Source organism: Candidatus Woesearchaeota archaeon (genome assembly GCA_030651135.1).
Taxonomy (GTDB): domain Archaea; phylum Nanobdellota; class Nanobdellia; order Woesearchaeales; family JACPBO01; genus JACPBO01.
Genome location: JAUSCS010000013.1, coordinates 232,385 through 244,906, shown reverse-complemented (window position 1 = coordinate 244,906; position 12,522 = coordinate 232,385). Strand labels below are relative to the sequence as shown.

Below are 12,522 nucleotides of genomic sequence, written 5' to 3'. Positions count from 1 at the left end.
TTAACAAGATGGATCATTTGTAGCCCATTCTGAAAGGGCATGCATAAATTCTTCTAGTCTCTTAACAACGCCCTTTTCATCAAGGTGTTGTTTTCTTTTGCCTTTTGCGTCATAAGTGCCAATTATGTTCTTTTTTAATAGGTATACAAATCCGCTATGGTCATTCCATGGTCTTTCAAGTCCATACTTTTCTGCAATTAAATCTATGACATGTTCCCTATTTTTTAAAATTGTAGGCCAAAGATTTTCATCTACACCCGGTAAAGTTGGTTTTGGGCCATAGTCATAATCTGTTCTACCCGTATGACGCCTGCCGTCAATTTCAATAATGACGTCAACACTCTCACCATTTCGCTTTTTAACAGCTGTGAAGTACTTACCGCGATATATAAAATAACTGACATCTGGAAAATATCCGCCTCTATCAATTTCACATTTAAATGCATTCGATATTCTTGCATCAGCTATTCCTTCATATGATTCGAACTCGTAGCTTTCTTTGAAAGTTTTTTTAACTAGATCATATGTTCGTTCTACTTTTGCATCTGGTGATTTACATAATCTTTCTAGTAAACTTGTCATTTTTATTTACCTCCTTGTTTTGTTTAAGTTTGTTTTAATTACTTATTAGTAAGTATTAACCTATTAATTAAACTTCTTATTAAATTTTTTAACTTATAGAAAGATTTAAATACTAATTTATCCTTAAGTTAAAATATGGTGGAAATAAAGTTGGATCTGAAAGATAAGAAGATCATTGCTGAGTTAAGCCTGAATGCAAGAGAAAACATATCAGATGTAGCAAAGAAAGTCGGTTTGTCTAAACAAGTTGTCAAATACAGGCTTGAAAATCTGGAGAAAAGAGGAATAATTGAGGGTTATTATGCTATTTTGAATATCAATAAGTTAGGTTATTTATATTATAGATTTTTCGTTAAATTTCAAAACGTCAACCCGGAGAAAGAAAACGAAATAATAGAGTTCTGCAGAAAGCATAAAAAGATCGGGCGGGTATTCCAGCTTGATGGCGACTGGGATTTTGCAGTTGCAGTGTGGGCAAAGGATATTATAGAATTTGAAGAGGTTATAGATGAAATATTAGATAAATTCGGAAAATATTTTGAAGAAAAGCTCATATCGGTCGCTACCAGAATTCATCATTTAAAATACAAATTTCTCCTGAACAAAGAGGATTCAACAGAGTTTGTATTAGGCGGCAAGGTCGAGGAAACAAAGCTGGATGAAATTGATTACAATATTATCGGGATTTTAACAAAGGATGCAAGAAAATCATTATTGGAGATTGGGGAAGAGCTAAAATTACATCCCAAAGTTGTGAAATACAGGATTAATGCTCTTTTGAAGAAAAAGATAATTTTGGGCTTTAATGTAAAGCTGAATCATAGGTTATTAGGATATGATCATCATAAGGTTTTCTTAAATCTGACAAATATATCTAAAGAAAGTATCTTAAAATTGATTACTTATTTGAAGTCATTAACTAATTCCATTTATATAACTAAGGCAGTAGGCATTGCAGAGCTTGAGTTCGAGGTTATGGTTAGATCAAATGAAGAATTCCATGACATTATGAGGGAGTTAAGGTATAAATTTTCAGATTTGATAAAAAACTATTCTTCTTTTATAATTTATTACGAGCCGTATATCAATTATCTGCCTCTGAAGAAATAACAAATCAAAAACCGAAAAGTTTATATATCATGTAAGATTAATCTTACTAGGTGATATAACATGGACATTGCTATAACAAGAATGAGCTCAAAAGGGCAGATCGTAATACCTGCTGAAATGAGGGAAGGCATTAATGAAGGCGAAAAATTAGTCATTATAAAAAACAAACACCAGTTTATTCTGGAAAAGGCAAGCGATCTGGATAAAAACCTTGAAGAGGATCTGGAATTTGCCAGACGAACTGAGGAAGCTTGGAAGAGATATGAGAAAGGCGAATTTATAGAGATGGATTTTGATGATTTCTTAAAAGAAGTAGAAAAATGGTAAGTGCTGCCTTTCATCCTTATTTTAAGGAGATCTTTTCTAAGATTAAGGATAGATCATTAAAAGAGAGAATAATAAAGCAATTTTCAAAGATCAGAGAGAATCCTGAAGTTGGCAAGCCAATGAAATATGACAGAAAAGGCACAAGAGAAGTCTACATACACCCTTTCAGACTTTCTTACCTGTACATAAAAGAAGAAAATAAAGTGCTTTTCTTTGATTTATACCACAAAGACGAACAATAAGTTTATTTTTCAACCAACTCAGCTTTCTTTATTATAAGCTTTGCAGTATTCCTGCTTTCTTCCTTTATCTCGTAATCTAAGATCTTTATTTTTCTATTAAAAATCGGGCCGTCAACAACAAAACTCTCATATTCTCCGCCTTCGCCTGCAATGTTCATCCTGTTCTTTTCGCTTATTTTTTTTAATTTATCAACAAATTCGTTATCAACTGTCTTGCCTAAAAAGCTTTTGTCAAGCCCATCAGCAGCAACAGATGCCAGTATAAATTTAAAGCCGGCATTCAGTATTTCCCTAAGCTCAGTTTCCTGGTTGATGTGCCATAATGGAGAGAATATTTTTAATCCAAGATCATCGCAGATTTTTTCAATTCTGTCGCGCTGGTAAGTTGAGTAAAGCGCGCCTGTTACAACGCCTTCTATTTTGTGCTCTTTTTTTGCAATTTCTAATGCTTTTTTTAAATCTTTCAGTTCTTCTTCTTTTTCGCCTTTTGTTTCAAATTCAACCAAAGGAATATTCATTGACTCGGCCTGCAGCCTGACTAAATCAACAGAAGGCGTGTGGAACATGAAAGAATCAGGATTTTTGCTTTTTATTGTTATTAAGCATCCAATTTTATAATTTTGTTTTAGCATTACGTACATCGCATAGATGCTGTCCTTTCCAGAACTCACTAATGCGCCGAGCTTTAGATTATGGCTAGGATAAAATTGCCTCAGATAGTCTGATTTTAACTTGAATTTATTTCTTCTTGCAAGCTTTCCAATTGCTTTGTGAAAATTTGAGCCGTACTGGGCTGCTTTCTTTTTTCTCTCGTAAATTTCTTTTTTCAATCCGAGATCTTTTGCAGCCAATCTCAAGATGTATTTTTCCTGGTTATTTTTTATTTTGTATTCGCCAGGTATTTTTAAACAATAGTCAACTAGTTTTTTATCCAGAAACGGAAGCCTAAGCTCAAGGCTATTGAACATTGTTATTACATCATCCCTGTAAAGATCCCTCTCATAAAGCTTTAGCAATCCAGATAGGCATTCCTTGTTGATGTTTGCTGAATCCTTGTGCCTTTTGTAGCCTGCAAAGATTTCTTCTGATCCTAATCCAGAGAAAACAACCTTGCAGCCGTCTTTTCTTGCTCTGCTGCATGCTTCAAAAAAAGTCAGAGCAACGCCGACTTTAACAACATTTGAATCCTCAATCAACGGAACTATTTTTTTCAGATATTTTTCAACATCATTTAATTTTATTTTCACAACATTCAGTTTTAAGCCAAGGGCATCTGCAGCATATTTTGCAGCAATTAAGTCATGCGGCTGCTTCATTTCATTGTCTTCCAATACTGCGGTGTAACAATTGAACTTTTTCCCAAGCTTTTTTAAAATAGAAGCTATAACTGCAGAATCAAGGCCGCCTGAAAATAATAAGCCGAACTTTGTTTCCGGGAGTCTTCTTTTAACTGCACCAATCAAAAGGCTTTTTACATTGTTTTTTATTGTTTCTAACTTGTCCTTTATTTCCGGCTCTATTTTAAAGAAATCCCTGTTTATGAGCTGAATGCTGTTTTCTTTTATATTGTATTTCAATATCTGCCTTGGGTTTAATTCAACAATATCCAAATAGCCTGATTTTTCAAGCGCTTTCTTTTCAGATGCAAATGCAAAGCCATCTGTATTTGAGAACCAGATTGGCTTTTCCCCGATTATGTCTCTTGCAAGGAAAATATGATTTTCAATCCAATAAAAAAAGGCATAAACACCGTCAAGCTCTTCGAGAATATTTTTTATATCTTCAATGCCTCTTTTTTCCAACAGCTTAAAAATAAGATCAGAGTCATTTTTTGCGTTTAAACTGTATTTTTTGTTCAGTTCTTTCCAGTTATATATTTCACAATTGGCCCCAAATACGCCTTTTCCGATCAAAGGCTGCTTCAGAAAGCCTACAATTGAATGAAGCAGATGACCGACACAGTTATTGCCTTTAAAATAAATGCCTTTTGCATCCCTGCCCCTGTTCTTCAAAACAAGCATGCCTTTTTCAACAAGGGCTTTTGCATCCTTCCTTCCGAACACTCCGATAATGCCGCACATAACTGACTGTAATCTTAGATTGTTTTTATTTGTTGCGGTTTTAAATGCAAATAAGAGGAATATTTATAAATTCGAGTTTTACACCAACGAGCATGGAGATAGACGAATTATCTTTGAATGAATTGCTGCTTTTGGCAGAAGAGATATCTGGTTGGGAAGAACTCCCCGCTGTGCATTCTTCGCAGAGCAGCATTAATATGGCAAACATGGTTGTACTTGATCATGAATTTGCTGTAAAGGCATACATGTGCAAAAGTTCCGATGTGCAAATCAAAATTTCTTACGAACATAGGACATATTATAAAAATCCGTTGTTTGCTGCAAGAAAGGCAGTTTCCCATCATGAGTTCAGGATATCTGTAGTTCGTGGAACTGTTATTTTGAAAGAATTTGCTGATTCTAAGATCATGAGGCTTTACAGGCAGATTGAGCTGATTTATGAAAAATAGAAAACACCGCAATGTATGTATTTTTTCCAATAAATTTAAAAAATAGCTGAGAATAATAATGATATGGCATTATATTTTATCGGATTGGGATTGAATGACGAGAAAGATGTATCAGTCAAAGGGCTTGAAATAATCAAGAAAGCAGATTTTATTTATTTGGAAGATTATACTTCAAAATTGAACATACCGATCGAGATTCTTGAAAAATTTTATAATAAAAAAATAACCCTTGCGACAAGGGAGATTGTTGAAAAAAAACCTGATGCCATCTTGAACAATGCAAAGACGAAAACTATTGCATTTCTTGTTGCGGGAGATCCATTTGCAGCGACAACGCACATTGATTTGTATCTGAGGGCGAGAAAAGAGAATATAAAATGCTATGTAATACATAACGCATCTGCCCTCACATCAATAGCTATGACAGGGCTGCAGCTTTACAAGTTTGGAAAGACAACAAGCATTCCGTTTGGCAATGAAAATGTTGAATCGCCTTATGATGTTCTGAAAGAGAACAGATCAATAAATGCGCATACGCTGTTTCTGCTTGATCTGAGGCCTGATGAGAATAAGTTTATGTCAATAAACGATGCGATCAGGTATTTGCTCAAAGTCGAGCTGAGAAGGAATGAGAAGGTTTTCAGTGAAAAAAATTTATGTGTGGGGTGCGTGAAGCTTGGCAGCCTTGATCAGGAGATAAAATCAGGGGCTGCGAAAGAGCTGATGAATTACAAGTTTAAGGAAGGGCTGCAATGCCTGATAGTTCCTTCTAAGATGCATTTTATGGAAGAAGAAATGATTGAATCATTTAGGTGATTTAAAACAACAACATTTTTAAACAAAATTGATTTCTTTCAGCTTACAGCCCCGTAGTGTAGCGGTCAAATTCTCTAATTTATTAGAGAAGGCAATTCATTCGGCCCTTTGGAGGCTGAGACGGCGGTTCGAATCCGCCCGGGGCTACTAATTTTTCTTAAAAATTATAGCCCTTTATCAGCAAACATTAAACCTTAATCTCTGCTTTCATAATCCTCATCAGAATCCTTTTTGAAATTCTGTTGATGTCGGGCTTGTTGCCTTTGATAACTGCATTTGTTTTCAATGCGATCTCTTCAAGTGTTTTTTCTTTGTCATCATCAACAGCAACGCCGTAAGCATCCTCGATCAAGCCAGGCCTTTCTTTCATGATGTCCATGACAACAAAGGAAGGATCTTCAACATTAACAAAAGATTTTGCACCCATAAGCGCATGCTTTGTTGAATCTTTCTCTGAGAATGGGATTACGCCGGGAGCGTCGATCAGCATGATCTTTCCCGCGCGGACAAGCTGCAGGCCCCTTGTAATGCCCGGCATAGAGCCTGTAATCGCTGCTTTTGTGCCTTTCAGCATGTTGATGATCGAGCTTTTCCCGACATTCGGGTAGCCGATTACGCCCACTTTAGGATCGGTTATTTTATTGCTTTCCCTGATTATTAATTTTTTTAAAATAGTCATTCCGTAATGCTTTTTAGCGGAAACAAAGGCAGAGGGCTTAAGCGCTTTCATCTGTTTTTCAAGGACATCTTTATCCACAAGATCGCATTTATTCGCAACATAAATGAGCTTCTTTCCATATGACTTTATTTTATTCTCAGTCTTTAGGTTTCTGCTTTCGGAAACATACCTTGCATCCAGTATTTCTAAGACTATGTCTGACTTCCTGATAACATCATCTGTTGCTTTCGAAAATCCTTTTTTCATCTTGTTAATTAAGAATGAATGCGCCGGCTTATTTAAAGCTATTTATAAAAGATAAATTTAAATATAAACTCTGCTTAATTGCAATAAAGGGGTGTATGGTTATGGGGCTTACGAAAAAACAACAATTCATTTTGTATTCTCTTGGCAGCTGGTATCTTGAGGCGAACAAGAAGCTGAAAGAGCAGCAGCTGGAGATTGCGATTTCAAAAGCTGTTTTTATTGATCTGATCAAAAAAGCCCACATTACAGAGCGGGATGAAAGGACATTATACAAGCATCTTGAAACTCTGGAAAAGAAGAAGATCGTCAGCTATAAAAACAAGAATCTTTCATTGACAGCAAGAGGCAGGAGATTGTTTGAAGAGATAAATAAAGAATTGCTGCCTTTCACAACCGTCCTTGAAATTTTAAGGGTGAAAGATCCATTGAGCTACAGCAGAAAAGCGCAGACGATATTTAAATAAGTTAAAAACCATCATATTTATAAATAAAAAGATAATTCTGTAATGCATCGAGGGATAAGCCGGTTGGGAGACGCCATAAATTGACTTCGTCAATTTAATGTCCCTGGCTTGCTTATACTGGAGACAAAAGAGCTGATTCTTATTGTCTCGGAGAAAACAAAATGGCAAGAATGTATTCAAGGAAAAGAGGGCATGCTGGATCAAAAAGGCCAAGCAAAAGAGCAATATCAAGCTGGGTCCGCTATAAGGACAAGGAAGTAGAACTGCTGATTACAAAATTGGCAAAAGAAGGAAAAACATCGTCTCAGATAGGCATTATTCTAAGGGATGCTTATGGAATTCCAGATATAAAAACACTGATGAAAAAAAATGTAACAGCTGTTCTGAAAGAAAAGGGTTTGCTGAAGGAAATTCCTGAGGATATTGTGGCGCTCATCAAAAGATCAATCATTATCAGAAAGCATATCGAAGCAAATAAGAAAGACGAGGCTGCAAAAAGAGGGCTGACAATAACAGAGTCAAAAATCAAGAAGCTAGTCAAGTACTATAAGAAATCGCGCAGATTGCCAGAAAGCTGGACATACGATCCCAGCAACATAAAGCTTTACTTAGAATAAAAATGGACAAGTACGAGCAATTCAAGGAAGAGATAGCCAAAGCAGTCGAAAGCTTCAGGCAGTGGGACAAAAATGAAACAATAAGGCTTATAGGGCATCTGGATTCCGACGGAATTGCCGCGTCTTCCATTATGATAAGGGCGCTGAATAATGCTAACAGAAAATACTCTATTTCCATAGTGCACCAGCTGACGCAGGATGTTATCAAGGAGCTTGCTGCTGAAAATTACAGCTATTATTTCTTTGTCGACCTTGGCTCAGGGCAGATAGACGCAATCAAAAAAACACTTGCGAATAAAACAACAATCGTGCTTGACCACCATGAGGTTGAAGAATTTGAAACTAATGATAATATGACATTCATTAACCCTCATCTTCTTGGCATAGACGGCTCGAAGGAAATAGCAGGAGCAGGGCTGGCTTATCTTTTTGCTTCAACATTGAATGAGAAAAACAAGGATATGGCGCATATTGCAATTGTCGGCGCAATCGGCGACATACAGAACAATAATGGTTTTTTAAGATTAAATGAGGAGATTTTGAGAGAAGCAGAGAAGCAGGGAAAGATAAAGGTAACAAGAGGGTTAAAGGTGTTTGGCGGCGAGACAAAGCCGCTGCACAAAGTTCTCGAATACAGCTCTGATGTGTTTATCCCGGGTGTTACAGGATCTGAATCCGGAGCTATACAATTTCTTAATGATATCGGCGTAGATGCAAAAACAGGCAAGGACTGGAACAAGCTTTCAAGGCTTGAAGAAGAGGATTTGCAGAAATTAGCAACTGGGATAATTTTGAGGAGATTGTCAGAGAAAAAGCCCGAGGATATTTTTGCTGATGTTTATACTTTGGTTGAAGAAGAGAAAGAATCTCCATTAAGGGATGCAAAGGAGTTTTCAACTTTATTGAATGCCTGCGGAAGACTGAATAAAGCATCGCTTGGCATTGGCGCTTGTTTGAATGATAAAAAAATAAAATTGAAAGCGATAAGGCAGCTGACTGAATACAAAAAAGAAATTGTAAATGCGATGAGATGGTTTGATGAAAACAAGAGCAGTAAAAATATAATGACTGAAGATGGGTTTATGATAATAAATGCAGAAGACAATATAATGCCGACCATGATAGGGACAATGGCATCAATAATCTCTAAATCAGGTGGCTTTAGGGAAGGCACGCTTATTCTTTCAATGGCAAGGACTGACGGCAAAATGACAAAGATTTCGTTAAGAGTTGCCGGGCATGAAGCTAATGATATGAATCTGAAGGACATAATTGAGGAAATAGTTGGCAAAGCAGAAGGATCTGAGATCGGAGGCCACAAACAGGCAGCAGGAGCTTTGATCAGGACTGAAAAAGAGCATGAATTCATAGAAGCGGCAAAGAGCGTTTTAAGAAGGTATGCAATTGAAGAGAAGATTGGCGAGTGAGATTAATAAGGATTTGAAGAAGTTGAAAAAATGCCACCTAATATTTTTTAAATACCTCATCAAAATATTTGATTAAATCTCCTATTTGTTCTGTTTCTGTTATAACAATTTCTGTAGGTAAATGGTTTGTATAATGACCTATTGATCTAACATCCCTGAAAGGGATCTTATAATTTTCGGTTTTGAATTCATTTATTTTTGATTTGGAATAATATACTAAACTGTTTTTTCTAACTACACATGAAAATATCATCTTATCATTCTTAAAAAAGCCAATATAGTGTTTCATTGGAGAGATTTTTATTTCCTTTGTTTTGAGGTGTTCTAAAAATGAATTAAGCATAGCAGATGTTTTTTCAGGTTTATTTTCTGTATGATATTCTAATGTATATTCTTCCATCTCATATCTTTCTTTAGATGTAGAGATTTCTTCTTCTGTTACTTCTACCTCACTATCACTGAATAATACGACTTCTTCTTTATCTTTAGTGAATAAAGAAATCTCCATTTTTCTAATCTTCACCTTTATTGCTTTTTCTATTTGAGATAAACCTATGCTTAATTCTGGTGAAATCCTATCAATCACCAACAAGATTTGTAAATCTTCCATTGAATTATCTAATAATTCATACACTTCCTTTCCTGTGTCTTTTTGTATTTTATCAAAAATCTGCTTGTTCTTCTTTATTTCAGCATATAAAAAGTTCCTGACTGCATTTAATTCTTCTGCTAAAGCACTTTGTATAAATGAAATGAAGTTTCCTAATTGAGGTAGAATGTGTCTATCAATATCATGTTCTTCTAATTCAATCTCCGTTATATACAATGATGGTGTTGTTGGATTATTCCATACAAGCAGAAAGCCATCACTAATTGAATGTTTAAAATTTTTGAAATTTTTACTTTTAACCTGTTTTTCTATTTTAATAAAAAGAGATTTTTCAGATATTATATTTCTATAGTTTTTGGTAAATAAGTCAGTTAATTCTTCTTCCTCTTTGTATTCTTGCTTTGAATATTTTTCATTATTTTTTATGATATTGTGTTTCATATTAGTTGGATAAAATGATTAAAATATATGAAGTTTATTAAGGGGGGGCACCTTTTTAATCGTATTCAACACTCATTAACCGCCCATAAACCTTACAATAAATTCCTTACCTTTTCCATGTGCTCTGCGATCTCTTCGCCTTTCTTTGTAAGGGCCAGCAGCTTTAATCTTCCCTGCTTGTCGAAGTTCACAAGGCCTGCTTTTTCCATTTCCTGCAGGATCTTCACAACATGCGAATAAGTGCAGTCAATTGATTTTGCAAGGTTAGAAGCGTAAATCTTAGATTTTGAATTCCTTAGGCCTATAAGCATCAGCGTCGGCTTGTCCCTGAAAAATACATGGAATATTTTTTTGTTATCCAATTAAATCACCTTAAAGCCCCCAGTTCGATGTATATTATAGTAAATGTGATTTAATATCTATATTTAAACATTACTATTTTGTAAAATATAGTTTGTATTATATATCTTTCGATACATATTACAAATTAAAATGCAAAACATAAAACTTTAAATAACCCGCTCAAATCATTTTTTGTATGAAAGATCTTTTATTCCCTTATGACGCTGTGAGAGATGTCCAGAAAGAGATGCTTTCTTTGGTTGATGATGCGATAATGAACGGGAAAAAGCTGATCGTCCATGCTCCGACTGGGCTGGGGAAAACAGCTGCAGTATTGGCGCCTGCTTTAAAGAACTCAATAAAAAACGATCTGACTGTTTTCTTTTTAACATCAAGGCATACACAGCATCAGATTGCAATAAAAACCTTAAAGGAAATAAAAGAAAAATATGATCTGAAGTTCACAGTAGCAGACATAATCGGGAAGAAATGGATGTGCTCTTTTCCGGAAGTGGAAAATCTGGGCTCAAATGATTTTGCGGATTACTGCAAATCAATGAGGAAAGATGACAAATGCGAATTCTATGTCAACACAAAAAAAGCAAAGCTGAGCGTTGAGGCAAAGCAGGCAATAGATCAGCTTGAAAATGATTCCCCATGCAGCTCGGAAAGGATAATAGAGCTCTGCAGGAATAGAAAGCTATGCCCTTATGAGATTGCAATTGAGCTTGCCAAGAATTCCAAGGTGATAATAACAGATTATAATTATATTTTCAATCCAAAAATACAGGATTCGTTTTTTGCAAAAACAGGCAAGGAGATTGGAAAATCCGTAATAATAATTGACGAGGGCCATAACCTGCCTTCAAGGATGCGGGAGCTGATGACAAGCATCATTTCGAGCTTTACAATTAAAAGGGCAATACAGGAGGCAAAGAAGAACAACAAGGATATAATACCCAAATTATCGCAGATACAGGATGTGCTGAATGATCTGGCTGAAGACCTTGAAACTGACCATGAGAAGCTTGTTGAAAAAGAAGAATTCATTGACAAAACAAAGAAGTTTGCAGACTATGATGAATTAACTGCAGAGCTTGAGCTGATTGGAACAGAGATAAGGGAGAATGAAAAAAAGAGCTTTATAGGATCTGTTGCAAATTTTCTGGAATCATGGCATGGCGATGACGAGGGATTTACAAGAATATTGGAAAACAAGAATACCAAATTCGGGCCTTCAATTGCATTAACCTATCGCTGCCTTGATCCTTCGCTGACAACGAGGCCGGTAATAGCCAATTCGCATTCAACAATCATGATGTCAGGCACATTGACTCCCACTTCAATGTATGCTGATCTGCTTGGCTTTCCAAAAGGGACAGTTGAAGCCAGCCTTAAAAGCCCTTTTCCGGAGAAAAACAAACTGATGCTGGTTGTTCCGCAGACAACAACAAAATTCACAAAAAGAAATGAAGAGCAGTACAGGAAGATTGCAGCCATTTGCGCGGATATAGCAAATAATGTCCCGGGCAATTCAATAATTTTCTTCCCAAGCTATGAGCTTATGAAGAATGTAAATTTATTTTTTAAGGATTTATGCAGGATAACAACTTTTATTGAAGACAGGAAATTCAACAAAAAAGAAAAAATTGAGTTTCTTGAGAAATTTAAAAGTTATAAAAATAAAGGCGGTGCAACTTTATTGGCTGTTATCGGTGCGAATTTTGCAGAGGGGATAGATCTTCCAGATTTATTGAAAGCTGTTGTAATAGTCGGCCTGCCATTGCAGAAGCCAAGCCTTGAAATAAAGGAGTTGATGAAATACTATGAAGAGAAATTCGGGAAAGGCGTTGATTACGGCTATATACTGCCTGCTCTCCAGAAAATCCTGCAGGCTGCAGGGAGATGCATAAGATCAGAAACAGACAAGGGCGTTATTGTATTTTTGGAAGAAAGATATATTTTGCCGACTTATTTCAGGTGCTTTGAGAATGAGACGAATCTTAAGGTGACGAATGAGTATATGGAAGAGATAAAGAAGTTTTTTAGTTTATAATTCTTGTGTGATGAGCTGTAGAAAACAAATATT

General features: G+C 35.7%; 14 protein-coding genes and 1 tRNA gene. 10 read left to right on the top strand and 5 right to left on the bottom strand.

Going from position 1 to position 12,522, the window contains the following annotated elements; translation table 11 throughout:
- A complete protein-coding gene (locus tag Q7J54_08020) occupies positions 1–582 on the bottom strand; it encodes a hypothetical protein (protein ID MDO8741480.1) in 582 nt (193 codons plus the stop codon).
- A 135-nt stretch (positions 583–717) separates the two neighbouring features.
- Here Q7J54_08020 and Q7J54_08015 point away from each other — a divergent pair, with 135 nt between their 5' ends.
- Genes Q7J54_08015 through Q7J54_08005 form a run of 3 tightly spaced genes read left to right on the top strand, consistent with a single transcriptional unit; the run spans position 718 to position 2,261 of the window.
- Complete coding sequence (locus tag Q7J54_08015) at positions 718–1,692, top strand: Lrp/AsnC family transcriptional regulator (GenBank protein ID MDO8741479.1); 975 nt, start codon at positions 718–720, stop codon at positions 1,690–1,692.
- A gap of 60 nt (positions 1,693–1,752) precedes the next feature.
- Positions 1,753–2,019 (top strand): AbrB/MazE/SpoVT family DNA-binding domain-containing protein, encoded by a 267-nt coding sequence (locus Q7J54_08010; protein MDO8741478.1) that lies wholly within the window; start codon positions 1,753–1,755, stop codon positions 2,017–2,019.
- The gene (locus Q7J54_08005) at positions 2,013–2,261 is read left to right on the top strand and encodes a type II toxin-antitoxin system RelE/ParE family toxin (GenBank protein MDO8741477.1); all 249 of its coding nucleotides are present in this window, start codon (positions 2,013–2,015) and stop codon (positions 2,259–2,261) included. Before Q7J54_08010 ends, Q7J54_08005 begins: the two co-directional genes overlap by 7 nt.
- Positions 2,262–2,263: 2 nt before the next feature.
- Here the strand turns inward: Q7J54_08005 and Q7J54_08000 are convergent, their stop codons facing one another.
- Positions 2,264–4,342 carry a diphthine--ammonia ligase gene (locus Q7J54_08000; protein ID MDO8741476.1) on the bottom strand — a complete coding sequence of 693 codons (2,079 nt, stop codon included), beginning with the start codon at positions 4,340–4,342 and terminating at the stop codon, positions 2,264–2,266.
- A 92-nt stretch (positions 4,343–4,434) separates the two neighbouring features.
- Between Q7J54_08000 and Q7J54_07995 the strand changes: the two genes are divergently transcribed.
- The 3 genes from Q7J54_07995 to Q7J54_07985 all read left to right on the top strand — a co-directional run bounded on the left by Q7J54_07995 (position 4,435) and on the right by Q7J54_07985 (position 5,754).
- On the top strand, positions 4,435–4,791 hold the full coding sequence (locus Q7J54_07995; protein MDO8741475.1) for a hypothetical protein: 357 nt from the start codon (positions 4,435–4,437) through the stop codon (positions 4,789–4,791).
- A 63-nt stretch (positions 4,792–4,854) separates the two neighbouring features.
- Positions 4,855–5,607, top strand: coding sequence for a diphthine synthase (gene dph5 / locus Q7J54_07990; protein MDO8741474.1), 753 nt, complete (start codon positions 4,855–4,857; stop codon positions 5,605–5,607).
- Between the two features lie 47 nt (positions 5,608–5,654).
- Positions 5,655–5,754, top strand: a tRNA-Gln gene (locus Q7J54_07985).
- Between the two features lie 40 nt (positions 5,755–5,794).
- Here Q7J54_07985 and Q7J54_07980 read toward each other — a convergent pair.
- Positions 5,795–6,532 (bottom strand): GTPase, encoded by a 738-nt coding sequence (locus Q7J54_07980; protein MDO8741473.1) that lies wholly within the window; start codon positions 6,530–6,532, stop codon positions 5,795–5,797.
- 101 nt (positions 6,533–6,633) lie between these two features.
- On the opposite strand from Q7J54_07980, the gene Q7J54_07975 reads away from it, so the two are divergent.
- The 3 genes from Q7J54_07975 to Q7J54_07965 all read left to right on the top strand — a co-directional run bounded on the left by Q7J54_07975 (position 6,634) and on the right by Q7J54_07965 (position 9,040).
- Entirely contained in the window at positions 6,634–6,996 is a 363-nt protein-coding gene (locus Q7J54_07975; protein MDO8741472.1) for a hypothetical protein, read from the top strand.
- A 161-nt stretch (positions 6,997–7,157) separates the two neighbouring features.
- The gene (locus tag Q7J54_07970) at positions 7,158–7,613 is read left to right on the top strand and encodes a 30S ribosomal protein S15 (protein ID MDO8741471.1); all 456 of its coding nucleotides are present in this window, start codon (positions 7,158–7,160) and stop codon (positions 7,611–7,613) included.
- Between the two features lie 2 nt (positions 7,614–7,615).
- The gene (locus tag Q7J54_07965; GenBank protein ID MDO8741470.1) at positions 7,616–9,040 is read left to right on the top strand and encodes a DHH family phosphoesterase; all 1,425 of its coding nucleotides are present in this window, start codon (positions 7,616–7,618) and stop codon (positions 9,038–9,040) included.
- 37 nt (positions 9,041–9,077) lie between these two features.
- Here the strand turns inward: Q7J54_07965 and Q7J54_07960 are convergent, their stop codons facing one another.
- Together Q7J54_07960 and Q7J54_07955 are read right to left on the bottom strand one after the other, a co-directional pair.
- Entirely contained in the window at positions 9,078–10,091 is a 1,014-nt protein-coding gene (locus Q7J54_07960; protein MDO8741469.1) for a hypothetical protein, read from the bottom strand.
- 92 nt (positions 10,092–10,183) lie between these two features.
- Positions 10,184–10,453: a winged helix DNA-binding protein gene (locus Q7J54_07955; GenBank protein ID MDO8741468.1), complete on the bottom strand. Its 270-nt coding sequence runs from the start codon at positions 10,451–10,453 to the stop codon at positions 10,184–10,186.
- A 176-nt stretch (positions 10,454–10,629) separates the two neighbouring features.
- Here Q7J54_07955 and Q7J54_07950 point away from each other — a divergent pair, with 176 nt between their 5' ends.
- On the top strand, positions 10,630–12,489 hold the full coding sequence (locus Q7J54_07950; GenBank protein MDO8741467.1) for an ATP-dependent DNA helicase: 1,860 nt from the start codon (positions 10,630–10,632) through the stop codon (positions 12,487–12,489).
- Positions 12,490–12,522: the final 33 nt, after the last annotated feature.